This window comes from Mesorhizobium sp. M7D.F.Ca.US.005.01.1.1, from assembly GCF_003952545.1.
GTDB classification, from domain to species: Bacteria; Pseudomonadota; Alphaproteobacteria; order Rhizobiales; family Rhizobiaceae; genus Mesorhizobium; species Mesorhizobium loti.
The window spans coordinates 3,308,483-3,328,931 of the sequence record NZ_CP034453.1; the positions used below are offsets into that span (position 1 = coordinate 3,308,483).

Annotated in this window: 18 protein-coding genes; 9 read left to right on the plus strand and 9 right to left on the minus strand. The window is 61.1% G+C overall.

The annotated features are described in order from the left end of the window. Positions 1 to 32 precede the first annotated feature (32 nt). Positions 33 to 2,678: an aminopeptidase N gene (gene pepN, locus EJ076_RS15735; protein ID WP_126068501.1), complete on the minus strand. Its 2,646-nt coding sequence runs from the start codon at positions 2,676 to 2,678 to the stop codon at positions 33 to 35. A gap of 156 nt (positions 2,679 to 2,834) precedes the next feature. Between pepN and EJ076_RS15740 the strand changes: the two genes are divergently transcribed. Both EJ076_RS15740 and EJ076_RS15745 read left to right on the plus strand, forming a co-directional pair. Beyond that, positions 2,835 to 5,141 (plus strand): xanthine dehydrogenase family protein molybdopterin-binding subunit, encoded by a 2,307-nt coding sequence (locus tag EJ076_RS15740; RefSeq protein ID WP_126068502.1) that lies wholly within the window; start codon positions 2,835 to 2,837, stop codon positions 5,139 to 5,141. A 71-nt stretch (positions 5,142 to 5,212) separates the two neighbouring features. Beyond that, the gene (locus tag EJ076_RS15745) at positions 5,213 to 6,115 is read left to right on the plus strand and encodes a DMT family transporter (protein ID WP_245463088.1); all 903 of its coding nucleotides are present in this window, start codon (positions 5,213 to 5,215) and stop codon (positions 6,113 to 6,115) included. Here EJ076_RS15745 and EJ076_RS15750 read toward each other — a convergent pair whose 3' ends face one another. From EJ076_RS15750 to EJ076_RS15760, 3 genes are all read right to left on the minus strand, one after another. Next, positions 6,116 to 6,928, minus strand: coding sequence for a helix-turn-helix transcriptional regulator (locus EJ076_RS15750; protein ID WP_126068503.1), 813 nt, complete (start codon positions 6,926 to 6,928; stop codon positions 6,116 to 6,118). A 92-nt stretch (positions 6,929 to 7,020) separates the two neighbouring features. Beyond that, a complete protein-coding gene (locus EJ076_RS15755) occupies positions 7,021 to 7,902 on the minus strand; it encodes a uracil-DNA glycosylase (RefSeq protein ID WP_126068504.1) in 882 nt (293 codons plus the stop codon). A gap of 50 nt (positions 7,903 to 7,952) precedes the next feature. After that, a complete protein-coding gene (locus EJ076_RS15760) occupies positions 7,953 to 8,597 on the minus strand; it encodes a hypothetical protein (protein ID WP_109662611.1) in 645 nt (214 codons plus the stop codon). A gap of 10 nt (positions 8,598 to 8,607) precedes the next feature. Here EJ076_RS15760 and EJ076_RS35225 point away from each other — a divergent pair, with 10 nt between their 5' ends. The 3 genes from EJ076_RS35225 to EJ076_RS15770 all read left to right on the plus strand — a co-directional run bounded on the left by EJ076_RS35225 (position 8,608) and on the right by EJ076_RS15770 (position 11,239). Further along, positions 8,608 to 8,754, plus strand: coding sequence for a hypothetical protein (locus tag EJ076_RS35225; protein WP_164548655.1), 147 nt, complete (start codon positions 8,608 to 8,610; stop codon positions 8,752 to 8,754). A 63-nt stretch (positions 8,755 to 8,817) separates the two neighbouring features. Further along, positions 8,818 to 10,497: an electron transfer flavoprotein-ubiquinone oxidoreductase gene (locus EJ076_RS15765; RefSeq protein WP_126068505.1), complete on the plus strand. Its 1,680-nt coding sequence runs from the start codon at positions 8,818 to 8,820 to the stop codon at positions 10,495 to 10,497. 142 nt (positions 10,498 to 10,639) lie between these two features. Next, positions 10,640 to 11,239, plus strand: coding sequence for a DUF922 domain-containing protein (locus tag EJ076_RS15770; protein WP_126068506.1), 600 nt, complete (start codon positions 10,640 to 10,642; stop codon positions 11,237 to 11,239). Between the two features lie 4 nt (positions 11,240 to 11,243). On the opposite strand, the gene EJ076_RS15775 is transcribed toward EJ076_RS15770, so the two are convergent. The 5 genes from EJ076_RS15775 to EJ076_RS15790 form a co-directional block, all read right to left on the minus strand. Further along, a complete protein-coding gene (locus EJ076_RS15775) occupies positions 11,244 to 12,257 on the minus strand; it encodes an endonuclease/exonuclease/phosphatase family protein (protein WP_348639821.1) in 1,014 nt (337 codons plus the stop codon). A 101-nt stretch (positions 12,258 to 12,358) separates the two neighbouring features. Continuing rightward, the gene (locus EJ076_RS15780; RefSeq protein WP_244497920.1) at positions 12,359 to 13,822 is read right to left on the minus strand and encodes an AMP nucleosidase; all 1,464 of its coding nucleotides are present in this window, start codon (positions 13,820 to 13,822) and stop codon (positions 12,359 to 12,361) included. A 116-nt stretch (positions 13,823 to 13,938) separates the two neighbouring features. Beyond that, positions 13,939 to 14,133: a hypothetical protein gene (locus EJ076_RS15785; RefSeq protein WP_056580548.1), complete on the minus strand. Its 195-nt coding sequence runs from the start codon at positions 14,131 to 14,133 to the stop codon at positions 13,939 to 13,941. Positions 14,134 to 14,173: 40 nt separating this feature from the next. Then, on the minus strand, positions 14,174 to 14,332 hold the full coding sequence (locus EJ076_RS35230; RefSeq protein ID WP_023812838.1) for a hypothetical protein: 159 nt from the start codon (positions 14,330 to 14,332) through the stop codon (positions 14,174 to 14,176). 544 nt (positions 14,333 to 14,876) lie between these two features. Continuing rightward, complete coding sequence (locus EJ076_RS15790; RefSeq protein WP_126068508.1) at positions 14,877 to 15,527, minus strand: hypothetical protein; 651 nt, start codon at positions 15,525 to 15,527, stop codon at positions 14,877 to 14,879. A 549-nt stretch (positions 15,528 to 16,076) separates the two neighbouring features. On the opposite strand from EJ076_RS15790, the gene EJ076_RS15795 reads away from it, so the two are divergent. From EJ076_RS15795 to EJ076_RS15810, 4 genes are all read left to right on the plus strand, one after another. Continuing rightward, entirely contained in the window at positions 16,077 to 16,586 is a 510-nt protein-coding gene (locus EJ076_RS15795; RefSeq protein WP_126068509.1) for a RusA family crossover junction endodeoxyribonuclease, read from the plus strand. Beyond that, entirely contained in the window at positions 16,583 to 17,203 is a 621-nt protein-coding gene (locus tag EJ076_RS15800; RefSeq protein WP_126068510.1) for a hypothetical protein, read from the plus strand. The genes EJ076_RS15795 and EJ076_RS15800 overlap by 4 nt, the downstream gene beginning before the upstream one ends. Before the next feature lie 5 nt (positions 17,204 to 17,208). After that, positions 17,209 to 17,910: an SOS response-associated peptidase gene (locus EJ076_RS15805; RefSeq protein WP_126068511.1), complete on the plus strand. Its 702-nt coding sequence runs from the start codon at positions 17,209 to 17,211 to the stop codon at positions 17,908 to 17,910. Positions 17,911 to 18,123: 213 nt separating this feature from the next. After that, positions 18,124 to 20,106: an AAA family ATPase gene (locus tag EJ076_RS15810; RefSeq protein ID WP_126068512.1), complete on the plus strand. Its 1,983-nt coding sequence runs from the start codon at positions 18,124 to 18,126 to the stop codon at positions 20,104 to 20,106. Positions 20,107 to 20,449 lie beyond the last annotated feature (343 nt).

The following is a 20,449-nucleotide window of genomic DNA, read 5'->3' on the forward strand; positions in this document are numbered from 1 at the left end:
AAACGGGCCGATGCCCCTCGTCGAGCGCCCGCTTATGCCAGCGTGCGCTCGACGATGTCCCGCAGATCCGCCGACAGGTTTTCGGCGCCGGCGATCGAAAGCAGCGCTTCCCTGGCCTTGGCCTGCCGCAAAGGTTCGAGCGAACGCCACGATCTGAGCGCCGTCGCCAGCCTTGCCGCCACTTGCGGGTTGCGTTTTTCGACCTCGAGCACGGTCTGGGCAAAGAACCAGTAGCCTTCGCCGTCAGCACGATGGAAGCTGGTCTGGTTGGCGCTGGAGAAGGTGCCGATCAACGAGCGCACCCGGTTCGGATTGCCCATCGAGAAGGCCGGGTGGCTGGTCAGGGCCTTCACTGTGTCGACGGTTTGTGGCCCCGGAACGCTGGCCTGGATCTGGAACCATTTGTCCATCACCAGCGGATCGGACCCGTAAGTTGTCTCGAAAGCCGCCAGCGCCTTGATCGCCTCGGGCGAGCCGTGGTGACGATGCGCCAGCACGGCAAGTGCTGCCGCGCGGTCGGTCATGTTGGTCGCGGATTGGAAATGCCCGGCGGCAAGTGCCGCTCCGCCCGGCTGCAGCGCCAGATAATCCAGCAGGATGTTGCGCAGGGCGCGCCGTCCGGCGCTCTCCGCGTCAGGGCTGAACACTGCCTTGTCGGCGAGGCGCTCGTAGAGCCCCGAAAAAGCGTCCCGGTTCGCGGTGCCGATCGCCAGCGCCAGCGCCTCGCGAGCCGCATAGATGGCATCGGGGTCGATATTCCTGCCGATGTCGCGGGCAATGTCTGCTTCGCCGGGCAGCGCCAGCGCCAGCGCGCGGTAGGCCGGCTCCAGCGTCTCGTCGGCGGCGATACTGCCGGCGAGTTCGGTCAGACGCGCCGCGAAGACCGGCTGCTTGCCTCCGAGGATTTCTCGGAAGGCGGCAATCAGTGCGTCGGTCAGCAATGTGTTGAAGGCCTGCCAGCGCGAGAAGGCGTCGCTGTCGTGGCGGGCGAGGAAGAACTGGTCGTCGGTCTTCTGTTCGACCGCCAGGGTCACCGGCGCCGAAAAACCGCGGTTGAGCGAGACGGCCGGGCGCTCGGCGACGCCTGAAAACCGCACCATGTGGCGGCGTTTGCGGACATGGATGACGCCATCCTCGACACTGGCGCCCTCGACGCCGCTATACGCCACGGGCTTGCCGCCGGCGCCGATCAGGCCGAAGGCAAGCGGGATGTGCATCAGCCGCTTGCGGCTTTCGGAGGGTGTCGGCGGCACCGACTGCTCGATTTCGAGCGTGAACTCGCGCGCAGCCGGATTGTGCGTCGAACTGATCGTCAGGTTGGGCGTTCCCGCCTGATGATACCAGAGCGCGAACTGCGACAGGTCGCGGCCGGACGCATCCTCGAACACCTTGATGAAATCCTCGATCGTCGCCGCGTCACCGTCGTGCCGCTCGAAATAGAGGTCCATGCCGGCGCGAAAGGCGTCGACTCCGAGAATTGTGCGGATCATGCGCACCACTTCGGAGCCCTTCTCGTAGACCGTCGCCGTGTAGAAATTGTTGATCTCGCGGTAGCGGCGCGGCCGCACCGGATGCGCCAGCGGGCCTTGGTCCTCGGGAAACTGATGGGCGCGCAGCGTGCGCACTTCGGCGATGCGCTTGACCGCGCGCGAGCGCTGATCGGCGGAGAACTCGTGGTCGCGGAAAACGGTCAGGCCTTCCTTCAGGCAGAGCTGGAACCAGTCGCGGCAAGTGATTCTGTTGCCTGTCCAATTGTGGAAATACTCATGCGCGATGATCGCCTCGATATTGGCGAAATCGGCATCCGTCGCGGTCTCCTGATCGGCCAGAACATATTTGTCGTTGAAGATATTGAGACCCTTGTTCTCCATCGCGCCCATGTTGAAATCGGACACGGCGACGATGTTGAAGACGTCGAGATCGTATTCCCGGCCGAAAGCCTCCTCGTCCCATTTCATCGACCGCTTCAGGGCGTCCATCGCATAGCCGGCCAGCTTCTCCTTGCCGGGCTCGACATAGATGCCGAGCTCGACCGTGCGGCCGGACAGGGTGACGAAACTGTCGGCGAGCTGGCCGAGATTGCCGGCCACCAATGCGAACAGATAGGACGGCTTGGGGAAGGGGTCGTGCCAACTAGCATAGTGCCAGCCGTCGCCGAGGTCACCCTTGTCGACCGGGTTGCCGTTGGACAGGAGCAGTGGCGCCTCGTCGCGCATTGCCTCTATGCGCACCGTGTAGACAGACAGGATGTCGGGTCGATCGAGGAAATAGGTGATACGGCGGAAGCCCTCGGCCTCGCATTGCGTGCAGTAGACATGGCTCGAGCGGTAGAGGCCCATCAGCGCTTCATTGCCCGCCGGCGCCAACTCGGTCTCGATCAGCAGTTGGAAGCGGCGCGCGGCCGGCGGCTTGAAGATGGTCAGCTGGTCCGGGCTCGCCAGCATATCCGCCGGTTTCACCTTCTTGCCGTCGATCTCGATGCGCTTGAGCGTCAGCCCGTCGCCGTCGAGCACCAATGGTGCCGACACGGAGACGCCATCACGGCGCTCGACCGTGAGCAAGGCGGTGACGTGCGTTGCGTCTGGCGAAAGGCGGAAGGTGAGGTTGGTTTGCGGAATGAGGTAGTCGTTGGGGCGATAGTCTTCGAGCTTGAAGACTTGGCCGGTGTCCGTGCGCATTCCGTGGGTTTTCCTGTCGATGGCGTTGGCGGCGGATTGTGTCCGCTGGTCCAAGAAATTTGAAGTCCGCGCTCTTTACACGAAACGGCCCCTCGACAAAACTGAGGCAATGCCTATTTCAGGCCTTCCTTCTCCGTCATCACCGCGAGGCATCCATTGACCGTCGTCACACCGAAATTCGGCATGGGCGCATCCGTGCTGCGGCGCGAGGATGCCGCCTTCATCCAGGGACAGGGCCGCTATACCGACGACATCCAGCCGGCTGGCGTCCTGCATGGCTATGTTCTGCGCTCGCCAGTCGCCAAGGCCAGCTTCACCATCGGTTCGACCGAGGCGGCGAAGGCGGCACCCGGCGTGCATCTGGTGCTGACCGGCAAGGACCTCGCTCATCTCGGCGATCTCAAGTCCGGTGTCATGCAGGAACAGCCGGACGGCACCAAGGCGCCGACGCGTGACATCCCGATCCTGTGCCGCGACCGGGTCAACTATGTCGGCGATGCCGTTGCCTTCGTCGTCGCCGACAGCCGTGCTTTGGCGCAGGATGCCGCTGAACTGATCGACGTCGACTATGACAGCGAAGATGCGGCCTCCGGGACGGCAACGGCACTTGCCGAAGGCACGCCGCTGGTCTGGCCGGAGCTCGGTTCCAACCGCGCCTTCACCTACCACATAGGCGACAAGAAGAAGACCAAGGCGGCTTTCGCCAAAGCCGCCCATGTCACCCGCATCGAATTCGTCAACAACCGGCTGGTCTGCAACTACATGGAGCCGCGCTCGGCGATCGGCGAGTGGAACATTGACGAGAACCGCTTCGTGCTGACCACGGGGTCGCAGGGCGTGCATTCCATGCAGTACATCCTGGCCGGCCTGTTCAAGATCAAGAAAAATCAGCTGCGCGTCATCACCCCCGATGTCGGCGGCGGTTTCGGCCCCAAGAGCTTCGTCTACCGCGAATATCCGCTGGTGCTGGAGGCGGCAAAGCGGCTTGGCCGCCCGGTCAAATGGGCCGGCGACCGCACCGAGCACTTCCTGACCGACGCGCAAGGGCGCGACAATTTCGTGACTGCCGAGATGGCGCTGGACAAGGATGGCCGCTTCCTCGGCATGAAGGTGGACCTGCTCGCTAACATCGGCGCGTATATCTCGCAATACGGTCCGTTTATTCCCTATATCGGCGTCACCATGTCGACCGGTGTCTATGACATCCAGGCGCTCGACGTCTCGGTCACCGGTCTCTACACCAACACCTGCCCGGTCGATGCCTATCGCGGTGCCGGTCGGCCGGAAGCAGCGTTCCTGCTGGAAAAGCTTGTAGATGCCTGCGCCCATGATCTCAGCCTGCCTGTCGAGGAGATCCGCCGCCGCAACTTCATCCGGCCGGAGCAGTTTCCCTATCGGACGCAGACCGGCCGCCTTTACGACAATGGTGAATTCGAAGGCCATATGGAGCGCGCCATTGAACGGTCCGAATGGAAAGCGTTCCCGGCGCGGCTGGCGCAGTCGAAAGCTGGCGGAAAGATCCGCGGCCTCGGCATGGCGACCTATATCGAGGCCTGCGCCTTTCCGGGCTCGGAGCCGGCCTTTGTCGAACTCAATGGCGACGGCACGGTGACGTTGAAGATCGGCACCCAGACTAACGGGCAGGGGCACGCCACCGCCTATGCGCAGTTCCTGTCGGAGAAGCTCAATCTCGACATCGACAAGATCCATGTCCGCCAGGGCGATACCGACGAACTGAAGGCCGGCGGCGGCACCGGCGGCTCGCGCTCCATTCCGCTGGGGGGTGTATCAGCTTCCCGCGCGGGCGAGGATCTGGCCAACAAGATCAGGCGCATCGCCGCCGACGAGCTTGAAGCCTCTGCCGGCGACATCGAGCTGTCCGATGGTGTTGCCCGCATCGTCGGCACCGATCGCACGATCGATTTTTCCGCCATCGCCAAGGCCGCCAAGACGCCGGATGATCTCAAAGGCTTCGGCGAGTTCGTGCAGGACGAGTGCACCTACCCCAACGGCACTCATATCTGCGAGGTCGAGATCGACCCCGACACCGGCGCCACCGAGATTGTCCGCTACACCATCGTCGACGATTTCGGCGTCACCGTGAATCCGATCCTGCTCGCCGGCCAGGTGCATGGCGGCGTCGTGCAAGGCATCGGTCAGGCGCTGACCGAGGACACCATCTATGGCGAGGACGGGCAACTGCTGACGGCGAGCTTCATGGACTACGCCATGCCGCGCGCCGACAATTTCCCGTTCTTCCATTTCGAGACCCGCAACGTGCCATCGACCACCAATGCGCTCGGCATCAAGGGGGCAGGCGAGGCCGGCACTATCGGCTCGACGCCGGCGGCGCTCAATGCGGTGACCGACGCCCTCTGGCGCGCCTACGGCGTCAGGCACATAGACATGCCGGCAACGCCGGCGCGCATCTGGGCAACGATCCGGGAAGCCGCGGGAGCGTGACAGCAGGTCCCGGCAATTCCTCAGCCACAGCCAGCGATCATGCTGGCGGGCACAACACGCTCACCGGCATCATGCTCAAGATCGTGTCGGTGGCGGTCTTCGTCGGCATGCAGACCTGCATCAAGGCCGCCGGTACCGTTCCGGCGGGGCAGATCGTCTTCTTCCGTTCCTTCTTCGCCATCTTCCCGATCATCGCGTTCCTGGCCTTCAGGGGAAAACTTGGCACCGCGTTCACCACCAAGCGTCCGTTCAACCATATCGCGCGCGGCGTCGTCGGCGTCTGCGCCATGGGACTTGGCTTTTTCGCGTTGACCCGGCTGCCACTGCCGGAGGCTATCACGCTGAACTATGCGCAGCCTTTGCTGGTGGTGGTGTTCAGCTCGATCTTTCTCGGCGAAGCCATCCGCGTCTATCGCTGGAGCGCGGTCGCGGTCGGTCTGGTCGGCGTGCTGATCATCTCCTGGCCGGAGCTGACGCTCTTGAGTTCCGACGAGGCGCTCGACGACCAGGAGGTGCTTGGCGTCGTGGCCGCTCTGGTCGCGGCGGCGATCTCGGCCGTCGCCATGCTCTTGGTGCGCAATCTCGTGCAAAGCGAGCGCACCGCGACCATCGTCCTGTGGTTTTCGGTGACGGCGAGCATCATGTCGCTTCTGTCGCTGCCGTTCGGCTGGCAGGCGCTGACGCCACTCCAGGCGGCTCTTCTGGTTGCCGCCGGCTTCTGCGGCGGCCTCGGTCAGATCCTGATGACGGCAGCCTATCGCCATGCCGAGGCCTCGGTCGTGGCGCCGTTCGAATACACCTCGATGATCCTCGGCGTCGTCGTCGGTTATCTCGTCTTTGGCGATGTCGCCACGCTGAACATGCTCGTCGGCGGGTTGATCGTTGTTGCCGCCGGGATTTTCATCATCTGGCGCGAGCGTCAGCTTGGCCTAGAGCGCACCCGCACACGCAAGGCGTCCTTGCCTGAAGGGTGATTACGGCAGCTCGGCCCGCTCCTTTGCCAATCGCACTAGCACCGTCCTCGTCTGCTCGTCGGCCGGGAAAAACGATTCGATCGCCAGTTCCGACAGCGTCACGTCGAGCGGCGTGCCGAAGACGGTGATGGTGCTGATGAATGACAGCACCTGATCGCCATGCGCCAGCCTGAGCGGGTGCACGATGGCATTCGGCTCGACAGGCGTCGGCCGGCTGCCCTTCAAGCCGGACGGATAGGTCCGCAGTTCACGCTCCAGCTCGACCAGCACCGGGTCGCCGGAGGCGTCGTTCTGGTGTTTCAGGCGCTCAACCAGATGCGCTCGCCACTCCTGGAGATTGACGATGCGTGGTGCGATGCCGCCGGGATGCAGGCTGAGGCGAAGCACGTTGACCGGCGGCGTCAGCAGCGAAGCCTCGCTGATATCGGCAAGGAAGGGAGCGATGGCGGCGTTGGCCGAAACCAGGTTCCAGTGGCGGTCGACAGCGAGTGCCGGGAAAGGCTCGTGCCCCTTGAGCACGATCTCGACCGCCGCCATCGCCGGCGCCAGCGTCGTGTCGGTGAGCGAGCGCTCGCCGAAGCTGGGGGCAAAGCCGGCGGCGAGCAGCAACCGGTTGCGTTGCCTGAGCGGGATCGACAATTGCTCGGCCAGATGCAGCACCATGTCCCGCGAGGGCGCGGCACGGCCGCTCTCGACGAAGCTCAGATGCCGCTGCGAGATCTCGGCCTCCATCGCGAGGTCGAGTTGTGACATGCGCCGGCGCGTGCGCCATTCGCGGATGAGGCTGCCGGCGGAGGTTTGGGGTGTTGTCATGAGGCATGGTTAGGCTGAGAGGAGACGTATTTCAATTACCTCTGAGGTTATCGGTACGGCATCCATGTCGGAGATTGGCTACTTGCCAAGCCTCAGCCAACCTCCCGCAGCTTTGCCTTCACCTCGAGAAAATCCCGCCACGCCAGCTTCTTGTGCGCGGGCGTTCGTAAGAGATAGGCCGGATGCAGCGTTGGCATGGCGGGAATGGCGATGCCGGATGCCGTCGTATGGACCCGCCAGTTGCCGCGCAGCCGCAGGATGCCTTCGGAGGTATTGAGCAAGGTCTTGGCTGACGGGCCGCCAAGGTTGATCAGCACCTTCGGATTGACCAGCTCGATCTGCCGCTCGATGAACGGCCGGCAAATCTCGGTTTCGTGCGGCGTCGGTGTGCGATTGCCCGGCGGCCGCCAGGGAATGACGTTGGCGATATAGACCGAAGTGCGGTCGAGCCCGATCGCTGCCAGCATGCGGTCGAGCAGCCGGCCCGAGCGGCCGACGAAGGGCAGGCCCTCGATGTCCTCGTCGCGGCCAGGCGCTTCGCCGACCAGCATCACAGCTGCTTCCGGGTTGCCGTCGGCGAACACCAGGCTCTTGGCGGTGGTCTTGAGATTGCAGCCGTCGAACGACGCCATGTGCTGGCGAAGCTCGTCCAGTGTCGTTGCCGTCGTTGCCAACTGGCGGGCAAGTGCTGCTTGCGCTTCGTCGGGAACCGCAGTCGTCGCAGATGGCGGCCGCGCAACCGGTGGCGCATTTGCTCTGTCTCCGGCTTCGGCGCGAGAGATGTTCGTCGAACGCTGCGGTGCGGCGGTGTCGCCCGAAGACGCCACCGTCGGCGCGCGCTCCATAGGCTTTGGCGCAACCTCGGCGAATCGGTTCACCGGCCGATCTTCAAGCGCCTCGTCGACGCCCACGCTGGCATAAAAGGCCAGCAGGTCGGCGATATCGGGTCTGTTGTTTGGGAAAGCGGCAGTCATGCCGGCACATTCGTCCGCGTGGCGGCAATTTGCAAGGCTGGCCGCTTGCTCTACCCCGTCGGTATGCGCGGATCCTGCACCAGATAGAAAGTCCAGCGCGGCGTGTAGTCGGTCATCAGGAATTCGAACCTGGCGGTTTTCAGCGGGTCGACCTTGCCGTTCCTGAACAGCAGCCGGTCATAAGGTTCGAAATCACGATCGAAATCGGCAAAATTGCTCGACCAGATGTTGTCAGGTGTCTTGTTGCGCTGGTCGAACGAAAGCCCGTCGCCGAACACGCTCGGCTGGTTCAGGATCTCCTGCAGCTCGAACTGGAACTCGATCCAGGCCTGGCCGCTGTTGTTGAGCACGTCGATGCGCATATACATGATACCGTTGGCGAATTCGCCGGCCGAGCCGAAAGCCTGGATCGGCTTTGTCGTGCGGATGGTCAGCGTGACCGGCGTTGACGAATTCAGCTCTTCGGTGATCACCAGCGGATCATCCTTCGTGCCGATGCCCGAAGCGCCGGTGATGTGGAAGCCGCCAAGCTCATCGGAGAAGGAGTAGGCGCCCGTCGCCCAGACTTTCACCTCGTCCGCGGCGGCGTGACCCGGTGCCAACATCAGAAGGGCCAAAAGGAGCGCCCGGCGGGTCCGGCCGGGCGGGAAAACAAAGCGCGTCGATGAAAAGCCGGCTGGCCCAGGAATGCGCATGGCGTGAAGTATGGCCGATAAGCAAGCCGTCGAACAATTAAAAACGCAAGCGCCCAGGGCAATGCCGGACGAAAAGCACGCGCCCAGCCTCGCGATGCGCGACTTTTTGGCCAAAACCGCATTGTCACGTATGCGCCGGTTTCCTGTCGCCAATTGATGCGCTATGCAGCGCAGGAGCCAGCAAGATACCCGAATGGGATAAGCCAGTGCGGAGGGGTTGATGAGCGACATCGAACGCGAAAGCATGGAATTCGACGTGGTTATCGTCGGCGCCGGCCCGGCCGGCCTCGCCGCCGCCATCCGCCTCAAGCAGGTCAATCCCGAGCTCTCGGTTGTCGTCCTAGAAAAGGGCGGCGAAGTCGGCGCCCATATCCTCTCCGGCGCCGTCGTCGATCCGATCGGCATCGACCGGCTCTTGCCGGGCTGGCGTGATGAGGAGGGCCATCCTTTCAAGACGCCGGTTACGGCAGACCATTTTCTCGTCCTTGGCCCTGCAGGCTCGTTCCGTCTGCCCAACATCCTGATGCCGCCGCTGATGAACAATCACGGCAATTACATCGTCTCGCTCGGCAATGTCTGCCGCTGGCTGGCGACCAAGGCCGAGGCGCTCGGCGTCGAGATCTATCCAGGCTTTGCTGCGTCCGGCCTGCTTTACAATGAAGAAGGCGCCGTCACCGGCGTCGTCACCGGCGACATGGGCGTCGAGAAGGACGGCACGCACGGCCCGGGTTTCGCACCCGGCATGGCACTGATGGGCAAGTATGTGCTGATCGGCGAGGGCGCGCGGGGCTCGCTCGCCAAGCAATTGATCGCCAAATACAAGCTTTCCGATGGCCGCGAACCGGGCAAATACGGCATCGGCCTCAAGGAACTCTGGCAGGTCAAGCCGGAGAACCACCGGCCGGGCCTTGTCCAGCATTCCTTCGGCTGGCCACTCGACCTGAAGACCGGCGGCGGCTCGTTCCTCTACCACCTCGAGGACAATCAGGTGGCGGTCGGTTTCGTCCTCCATCTCAACTACAAGAATCCCTGGCTGTCGCCGTTCGAGGAATTCCAGCGCTTCAAGACCCATCCGGCAATCCGCGGTACCTTCGAAGGCGCCAAGCGGCTGGGCTACGGCGCGCGCGCCATCACCGAAGGCGGCTGGCAGTCGGTGCCGAAACTGTCCTTCCCCGGTGGCGCGCTGATGGGCTGTGCGGCCGGGTTCGTCAACGTGCCGCGCATTAAGGGGTCGCACAATGCCGTGCTGTCCGGCATGCTGGCGGCCGAGCACGTCGCCGAGGCGATCGGTGCCGGTCGTGCCAATGACGAACTTTCCTCCTATGAGGCAGCCTGGCGGGCGACCGACATCGGCAAGGATCTGAAGAGGGTGCGCAACGTCAAGCCGCTATGGTCGCGCTTCGGCACCATCATCGGTGTCGGTCTCGGCGGCCTCGACATGTGGCTGAACACGTTGTTCGGGATCTCGCCCTTCGGCACGCTGAAGCATGGCAAGGCCGACTATGCCACGCTCGAGCCTGCCGCCCAGCACAAGAAGATCGCCTATCCGAAGCCCGATGGCGTCCTGACCTTCGACCGGCTGTCCTCGGTGTTCCTGTCCAACACCAACCACGAGGAAAACGAGCCGGTCCATCTGCTTGTCGGCGACATGGAGCTGCAGAAGCGTTCCGAGCACGATGTCTTTGCCGGACCTTCGACGCGCTATTGTCCTGCCGGTGTCTACGAGTGGGTCGACAAGGACGGCAATGCGGCCGCCGATCCCGCGGCCAAGGATGTACGCTTCGTGATCAACGCGCAGAACTGCGTCCACTGCAAGACATGCGACATCAAGGACCCGAACCAGAACATCAACTGGGTGCCTCCGCAAGGCGGCGAAGGCCCGGTCTACCAGGGCATGTAAGCCACGCGCCGACCGGACAGGCTTGGCCGCCGCAAGCACAAATGCCGGCGAAGGTTCGGGTCTTCCGGGCTTGTGAAATATTAGGACTGTTGAAACTGCCGCGCGCTTATGGTTCCATATCCTGACGACAGGGAGATGGCCAATGCGTTTGGCGGTTCTGGCATGCCTTTTGGCGATGGGCGCGCTGTTCGGTTCCGCTCCGGTGGCCTCGGCCGGTACCAGGGTGGTGGTCAAGACGCGGACCTATGATATCACCGGGACCACGGGTCTCGCGCTGATGGGGGCGATGGACCGCAAAGGGCCGAAGCACGGCTTCATGACGCACGCCATCGCACAGACCGGCTACACCGTGGATTGGGACCTCGACGCCGGCCAGGACAATGGCGTCTGCCGCCTGCGGAGCGCCAACGGCACGCTTAATCTCTTCTATACGTTTCCACGTGTCGCCTCGACCACTCCGCCGGCGCTCCAGAAGCGCTGGGCGCGGTTCTTCGCCGGCGTCCGCGCTCACGAAGAAACCCATGGTCGCCTCGCCAGGGAAATGATGCGCGCCACCGAAAGATCGATCACCGGCCTCAGCATTGCCGACGACCGGTCCTGTTACAAGACGCGCCGCGAGGCGCAGCGGCGTATCCATGCCACCTATGCCGCATATGAGGCGAAGCAGATCGCTTTCGACGCCAGCGAGCATCGCGACGGTGGCCATGTCGAGCATCTCGTCACAGCTTTGGTCAGACCTTGATCTTTTAGCCTGGCGTTTTTCCAGCAGCCGGTGTCAGCGACGCGGTCGCGGTTTCATGCTCGTCCGCCGGCTTTTGCTGGTTCAGCCTGAGTGAGAATTCCACCATGACCGGCAGGTGGTCCGAGCCGGTATCCTCCAGCCGTGTCGCGGAATGGATGGTCACGCCGCCCTTGCTGAAAACCTGGTCGATCGGCAGGCCGGCGAAGCGCCGCAGGAAATCCGGCAGCTTGATATGGATCCAGGTCGGGCCGGCGGACGGCATGACGGTCAGCCCGCCGAGCGAGGCGACGCGCCGCACGGCGGCACTCCATGGCACGGCGTTGCAGTCTCCCGCCATGATAGCCGTCTCGCCGAGCGCGGAGAGCGATTCCGTCAGCTCACCGATCTGCCAGTACTGCTCGCGTGGCCACGGCCAGCTGAGATGGATCGCCGCGACATCGACGTCAATGCCGCCGAAGTCGACGGTCGCTGTCGCCATCGCGCCGCGCCGTTCGCAACGCGCCTCGGTGCCGGCGGCAAAGGGCCGCCGCGAGAGCAGTGCGACGCCGAATATGCCGTTCGGATACGGGCAGAGGATCCGGTATGGATATGCGCTGCTGATATAGCCAAGCTCGGTCGCCCACATCGCCGACACCTCGTCGAGGGTGACCACGTCGGGATTGGTCCGGCCGATCAGCGACAGCACCTTCTTTGGCGTCGGATTGTCGTAGCGCAGGTTCATCTGCAGCAGCTTGTAGGTCGCACGATTTTCGTTCTTGGCTTCATAGGCAGCTTGAACCGGCCATGGACTGGGCAAAGTGTTCAAGGTCGTGGCAAAAGCCGCCACGGCAAAAAGCAGCGCCACGGCTGCTTGCAAGCGAAATGTCGTGGCCAGCAGCGGCAGCGCGCAAAGCGCCATCAGCACGGCAAGGTGGACGCGGAAATGCGAGAAGGAATCGAAGGCCGGATGCAGCGTTCCGAAAAACCCGGCCACCAGCGCGACCGAACAGACGAGCATTGCCAAGAATGCAACCGACATCAGCAATGTCCCGAAGCTCGCTCTCTCCATACCGCCTGCTTATCGGCAAAAATGCGGCTCAATCAAGATGACGAAATGCCCATGCGATGCGTGGAACCGACCTACTGGAACGCCGTCTCCGAAAAACTTCTGAGCTTGCGCGAATGCAGCCGCTCCATCGGCATTTCCGCAAGCTTCTCCATAGCCCTGATGCCGATGGTCAGGTGCTGCGCCACCTGGCGCTTGTAGAATTCGGTCGCCATGCCAGGCAGCTTCAACTCGCCATGCAATGGTTTGTCCGAAACGCACAGGAGCGTGCCGTAGGGCACACGGAAGCGGAAGCCGTTGGCGGCAATCGTCGCCGATTCCATGTCGAGGGCGATCGCCCGCGACTGCGACAGCCGCTGCACCGGGCCGCGCTGGTCACGCAGTTCCCAGTTGCGGTTGTCGATTGTGGCGACGGTGCCGGTGCGCATGATGCGTTTCAAGTCATAGCCGGACAGGCCGGTGACTTCGGCGACAGCTTCCTGCAACGCCACCTGGATCTCGGCCAGCGGCGGGATCGGCACCCAGACCGGAAGATCGTCGTCAAGCACGTGATCCTCGCGCACATAGGCATGCGCCAGCACATAGTCGCCTAGCGCCTGGGTGTTGCGCAGGCCGGCGCAGTGACCAAGCATCACCCAGGCATGCGGTCTCAGCACCGCGATGTGGTCGGTGATCGTCTTGGCGTTGGAGGGCCCGACGCCGATATTGACCATGGTGATGCCGCCATGGTTCGGCTTCTTCAGATGATAGGCCGGCATTTGCGGCAGGCGCGGTGGTGCTACCCCTTCGCTGGGCGCGCTTTGCCCGACCCTGGTGGTGACATTGCCGGGCTCGACGAACTCGGTGTATCCGCCGCCGCCATTGGCCATCAGGTCGCGGGCCCGGGCGACGAACTCGTCTATGTAGAACTGGTAATTGGTGAACAGCACGAAGTTCTGGAAATGCTGCGGCGTGGTCGCCGTATAGTGCGAAAGACGGTGCAGCGAATAGTCGATGCGCTGCGCCGTGAAGGGCGCCAGTGGCCTCGGCTCGCCGAAGGCCACTTCGAAGGTGCCGTTGGCGATTTGGTCGTCGGTGCCGTCGAGATCCGGCACGTCGAAGAGGTCGCGGATCGGCCGCTTGATGCGCTCGGCTGCCGCGCCGTCGACATGGGTGCCTTCGAGAAAGGCGAAATGCAGCGGGATCGGCGTGGTCGATTCCGACACCGTGACCGCAACCCCATGATTGCGCATGATCAGGCGCAACTGCTCGACGAGGTAGCTTTCGAACAGGCCCGGCTGGGTGATGGTGGTGGAAAAATGCCCCGGTGTCGGCATATGGCCATAGGCTTGGCGCGAGTCGATCTGGGTGAACGAGTTGGTGGTGACGCCGATCTCCGGATAAAAGGCCCGGTAGCGCTTGCCATTGTCGCCGCCCGCTGCCGCCAGTTCTGCAAAGGAGTCGCGCAGGAATTTGGTGTTGCGGTCGTAAAGCGCCTGCAGTGCCGCGACTGCCTTTTCAGCGCTATCAAAGCTTTGCCGGCCAAAAGGCTCCGGCATGACGACAGATTCGATAGCTTGTGGGTAGATTCGCTTTTCCATGGCTCAATATAGAGACTCGGATCGGCACTTGGGAGGGGTGTCGCGACCGAAGGCCGCCAAAGCGTCATTTTTCTTCAACCGCGCTGCAGGCTGACCAGGAGCACGAAGCCGACGCCGGACTTCTTCAGAGCCGGTGCGTCGATCGTCGAGCCGGCGTCAGTGCGCATCATCGGCACGGCCAGAACCGGAGCGGCCAGAACCGTCAGGATAAGCGCCGCCCGCGGCAGAAGCCGAAGGGTCTTGAGAGCGTTGGCGGCGATGCGGTTCATGGTGTTTCAGCTTTTCTTTTCGAGGTCTTGGTTTCTTTGTTCAGTTGCGAAGATGGGTGGGGCAGGCGAGGCGGCAGGTTCTGGAACTGGCTTCGTCCCAGGCGCGGGCCGGACGACCCGCTTCGGCGACGAGGATGGCGAAGAACATTCCAAACAGGCTCACCAGCAGGCAGACGATGGTGAAGCGGCGAGCAAGCATTGGGTCGGGTCTCCTTCAACACGCCGGAGAATGCCCTGATGCAACTGAACCGGCTCTGATGCCGGCGTTCATCTGCGGTTCAAAATGATTGACGGGATTTTGACCGCGCCGGCGTCGGTTTCGACAGGTGCCGGCGGGAGGCGACGAGGCCAGGGCATTGCGCCGCGACAAAACGAAAACGGGGCCCGTCGGGGCCCCGTCCTCATGTCAGAAGGATGCGCTCGATCAGAGCTTGTGCCAGACTTAGCTTTTATTTTACGGAATGTGTTGGACGCATAGCTCGAACATAGGATTTTTGAGGCACCGGAGAGGCCTTGCAGGCATCCCTACAGGCATCCCTTACAAGGACAAACGCCCTACGTAGGCCGCGAGGTGTGCATCCCTTACATTGTGCAAATGCATAGGAAGGGGCACTTCTTGGTCTGCGATATAGGGGGAGGCACAGAGGTTGTCCGGGGGGCTACGGGGGGAATTCAGCACGGTCTTATATACGAATACCGAAACAGATTTTTCGCAATTTTTGGCCGGGAGAACTCAACCCCTATCAGCGCAGGACCTTGCTGGTCTCAGCAACGATCTTGGGGTTGGACCCAATCGATATCGTGTAGCTGAAATTCGCTACGCCCTTTGCCTGCTTGTGCCTAGGCAGGCTACGCACGATCCAGTCATAAGTGCCCGAGACCATGCACCTGTCGTTAGCGCAGGAGACCATCAAGCTGCCATCGCGAACGTTGTATCCCCGCTCGGGCCACCGCTCGAAATAGTTTCTCTTGTCTTGAATGATCGAGCCTAGGTCCGTCAGCTTCCCATAATAGTCAACTGTGGGAGCATATGAGGACTGAACTTCAGCGAGAGCCAACTCGGCGTGGTCCCCATGGTGTTCGATAAGCCCCTTGATGAAGGTTACCGCAGCGCCCTCCAACTCTTGCTTGGCGCTGGCGCTGGCGTCTGGGACAGGCACAGGCGCGGGACTGGTGCTCGTGGGCACCTGAGATGCATCTACCGGCGATTGCGTGACCGCGACGTTGGTCACCCGCAAGTCCGCCATTTCGCTGGCCGATAGGTACCTCATGTCGGACCTGTCGTAGCTCAAGGCTACTTCCATGAGCTTGGGGTCTACTCCCATTTCTGTCATGTAGGCCATGACCTGAGCAGTTCCGGCTTGGATTTGAGCCACGGCTTCATCAGCGGACATGCCGCTATTCGCGTCGAAAGATGCCCTGTGAACGCCAATGGAGCCCGCATCTGCAACTCGGCGGACACCACCCAAGAAGGCCAGTGAGCAAGCTGAGGCGCACTGCAATTGGCGAACTTGGAGTGTGTCCAAGCCCGCTGTACGGATCATACGCCCTAGCTGTATTGCGGTGCCAACACTGCCTCCGGGGGAGTTGAAGACAATCACCCTGGCCCCGCTGCTCACCACGGCGTTTGTGAATGCTGTCAGTGGTTCGCTGACGCCAAATTCTCCGGAGACCACAAGGAATGGCTGTTGGCCCGGAGAGGAAACTGGAGTGTACTCCAGCGCCCAAGCCGGAGACGCCGCTGCCGCGACAATTGATCCAACTGCTACAACGAGAGAAACTGTACGCACAACCTGACAGAGCCCCAACCTGCCTGGAGCAAGTAAGAACCTGTTAACGGGTCATTTCAAGGTCTATTTCGCCTACTGTGTTATGGCTTGCGGCTAGACCCAACCGGTTCTTCGGTTAGGGTAGTAGCCGAAGCGTCTGGCGCCACTGGTTGGATGTTGGATCGACTGGAACCACAAGGGCCAGCAGTGGGCAGGAAGCGTGACCCCATAGAGTGCGAGCTGCCTTTCGAGTATTGGGTCTTTGGCCGCCCTGTGTCGTACCGAAATGAAGAAGAGGAGAGGCCACCCGGTTACCCTCGGTGGCGTGCGAAAGTGAAGTCAGCGGCGGCGGAGGTAGCTGACGACCTTTCGAAGGGGCGTGGGTTCGTTCTAACGACGGCGCTAGTCGAAGTTCGGGTCCATTGGCTGAGCGGAGACCCTACAGACGAAACGCAGCCCGACCTAGATAATGTTTTGAAGCCACTGCTGGATGCCTTGGTTAAGCTGGTAATCGATGACGACAGACAGGTTCATCGCCTCATAGCCGAGAAAGGCTCGATCAACGCCATGCCCGAGGAACTAGCACACATCAAGGACGAAATAGTCGACGATGACAGGTTCGTCAGAGACGGCGAAGTGACCGTTGTTCGCGTTTTTGAATTGGAATGGGGAGTGATCGCGTGATCTCCGAAGCAGAATTCACGAGAGATATCTCAGCGGAATTCGAAAGGCTTGGTTGGGTCCCAGAAGACCCCAACCGATTTGCTTCTATGTTAAATTTCAAACCCGATCTGGTGCTACGCAAGGGCGACCAGCACACGGTCGTCGAAATTAGGAAGCAAGGCCAAACGACGGGGCGGCGAATTGCTGACATGCGTAGAATGGTCGAACGCCATCCAAACTTCCAGTTTGAAGTCCGGTTTTTGGCCCCCTCAGCTTCAAGTCCTCACGCTGAGATAGCATCGAGTTCTGTGCGTCGCCGGATCGACCTTGCTTCGGAGCTAGTCGAGCGAGGAGACCTCGGGGAGGGCATAGCCGTGGCATGGATTGCAATAGAAACAAGCCTACGGGTGATGCTGAACAACCAAAAAGAGGGGCCGAGCGTCTCTGATCCCAGCAGGCTCATTCGCACTGCCTTCGAGGCTGGAAAAATCAGTCAGGCTCAGCTGTTCCAACTGGTGGCGGCGCTCAATGTTCGAAGTCAAATTGTTCATGGTTTTGACGCGGCAATTCCCAGTGGCTTAGCCCGCCAAATCGTAGGCATTGCTCGCGAGATTGCAGATCAAGCTGGAGTGAACTGACCTCAGTGTGTAACCTCTACAACATCACCACTAGTCAAGATGCGGTCCGCGAGTGGACCCGCGCCCTGAGCGACATCCTGGGCAACCTAGAGCCCTCGCTTGATGTCTATCCCAATACCCCCGGCCCAGTTGTCCGCAATATGCTTGACGGTCAGCGCGAGCTTGCAAGGCTCCTATGGGGAATGCCGTCACCGCCCGAGCGAGTGAAAGGCAAGGCCGATTATGGCACCACCAACGTTCGCAAGACCAACTACTTTCATTGGCAGCCGTATCTCGGTGTCGAGCATCGTTGTGTGGTGCCGGTGACCAGCTTCGCGGAACCGAGCCCGACGCCGAACGATAAGGACCCCGAGACCGGCATTCAGCGGAACTACTGGTTTGCTTTGAACGAGGACCGTCCGCTGTTCTTCTTCGCTGGTCTATGGACCCCTTGGCATGGGGTGCGCAAGGTGAAGGATGGCCCCGGTGATCACGAGGTCTATGGGTTCCTGACGACCGAACCTAACGCCCTCATCAAGCCGATCCACGAGAAGGCGATGCCGGTGATCCTAAGGACACAAGAGGAAACCGAAACATGGCTGAGTGCCCCGTGGTCGGAAGCGAAGGGCTTGCAGCGCCCGGCACCTGACGATGCCCTTGTGATTGTCGAGAAGCCCGCCACACAGATCAAGTTTCCCCAAGGACCGGGCCAACTGTCGTTGCTTTAGAGCCAAAGCGGCAATAGAGAGGATAGTTGGATTGTGATGTTACGCTCGCGTAAGCGCATGACTCGCTCGTGCAAAAGCGGACATCTTGGGGGAAGTCATCAACGACTTTGCGTGATTTAACTGGCGAAAACTGCGGATTGCGCAGGCTCCAAGGTTTTGATGAAAGCGCTGTAGCTATTCGAGTTATTTTTTGGTTTTCTTGGGGAGGCCTTCATGGAATTGAAAACTGTCCACATACAGAACTTTCGTTCGGTTGAAGACTCCGGAGATTTCTCCGTCGAGCATCTCACATGTCTTGTTGGAAAAAACGAAGCGGGGAAAACGGCAATCCTCCAAGCATTGGCGGGACTAAACCCTCACCCCGCTACGCCTTTCCAATATGATATTGAACGCGATTACCCAAAGCGGTTCCTGGCCCGCTATAGCGAGCGGCATAAGGATAAAGAGGCGATTGTTGCCACTACAACCTGGGAGATCAACGACGCCCAGAAGGCCCTGATCGCGGCTGAATTTGGCTTGGACGCGGTTGCCGACAATAAGGTGACGATATCCCGATCCTACAATTCTGATGTCCACTGGACCGTTCCAGTGCATGTCAAAACCGCCATCGACTATTTGATCGCTCATTCGGCCTTCTCTGCTCCCGAAAAAAGCCAGTTGGGGACTCCTACAACGAGCGATGAACTCCTAGCGAAGTTGAAGGAATTGGCGGGATCTAATCCCAAGCACAAGGCCCTCCTCGACAAGCTATCGAGCTACCCCTATTCATCGGTGCCCGGCCGTGTGAAGCAAATCCTCGAGCCTTATTTTCCCCAGTTTATGTATTTTTCGGTCTACGACCGGATGAACGCCGTAGTGCATTTACCCACGCTCAATGATCGAGCGAGCGACGGCACACTCTTCACTGACGACCAGCTACGCGGGGATCGCCTCTTTTGGGAGTTCCTTGCGTACTCGGGCGTATCGCTGGAGGACATACTCGGGGCTACTACTTTCGAGAGCTTCAACGCCCGGCTGCAGGCTGCCTCTAACGTGCTCACAGAAGAAATCCTTGAGTACTGGACCCAAAACCAAGACATCGAGGTTCGGGTTAACGTGTCAGAAGGCAGGTCTGGCGACCCGGCACCGTTCAACTCGGGCGCGGTTGGTCGGGCGCGTATTTACAACCAACTCCACAAGGCGGACACGTCCTTCTCGGAACGGAGCGCAGGCTTCACATGGTTCTTCTCTTTCCTCATCAAGTTCGACCGGGTCAAGAAGGAAGCGAAGGGGAAAGTTCTGCTCTTGCTCGATGAACCGGGTCTGACATTGCATGGTCTCGCTCAGGCTGATCTGCTGCGATATTTCTCGGAGAAGCTCTCCCCGCACCATCAAATGATCTACTCCACGCACTCACCTTTTATGGTGCCTCACGAGAACCTCATGGCGTCTCGGATCGTCCAGGACCTCGTAAAGGTCGATGATCGCGGACGCCGCACACCAACTGGCACCCAGGTTCGCGAGGATGTCCTAAACGCTGACCGGGACTCGGTCTTCCCATTGCAGGGTGCTCTTGGCTACTCGCTGACGCAGACACTCTTTGTGGGCAAGCACACGATCCTTGTCGAAGGCCCGGGTGACATTCTTTATCTGCAGGCGCTTTCCGCTGAGCTTGTACGCCGGAGCAGGACTGGGCTTGATCCAAGCTGGGTTCTCTGTCCGGCGGGGGGCATCGACAAGATCCACTCCTTTGTGTCGCTCTTTGGCGGCAATAACCTCGATGTGATTGCGCTTTCGGACTACACCAAGAAAGACCGCAACAAACTTGACGCCCTGAGACGCAGTCAGATCATCAAAGATGGTGGTGTCCTAACGATGGCTGATTTCACCGCTCAAGAAGAAGCAGATGTCGAAGACCTATTCGACCCGCAACTTTTCTGCAGCATCGTCAACAAGGCCTATGGCCTTTCGGGAGCCAATGAACTCGACCCCGCGAAGCTAAAAGCGGCTGACGAAAACACCGAGCGGCAGGTAAAGAAGGCTGAGGCATACTTCCGGGTGTTACCAGAAAGCATACCGGAGTTCGACCATTTCACCCCGGCGGCTTGGCTCCTTACCAATCCTGGCACCTTGAGCGGTGATGGACCGGAGGTTTTGAGTACGCTGGGCCGAGCCGAGAAGCTTTTCAACGCGTTAAATGCGCTCCGGAAACGGTAGGCTTAGTCTTCATCCATCCAAACGATCCGCCTCACCGTCCTGATCTCCGCAAGCCGCCTCACGCGGATGCTCTGCCGTTCTCGTGCGGAAGGGTTCTGTGTCTCGGCATGCATGTACCCGTTCTTGCCGCACCTTCTGCAGCTCATTTTGCTTCCCACCAAATCGGCCTCAATGTCCCCGAAGATTTCCCTGAGGTCACCCGGCAGGTACCAGCGCTTGACGTTGCAAAGCCCGCAACGGACCAGCACGAGCTGCCCAATCTCATGGGCATTGCTGAGCTTCCATTCGCCACCGCGCTTTCGACGTCCACCAGTATCAGGCATGACCCAAAATAGGAACTCAT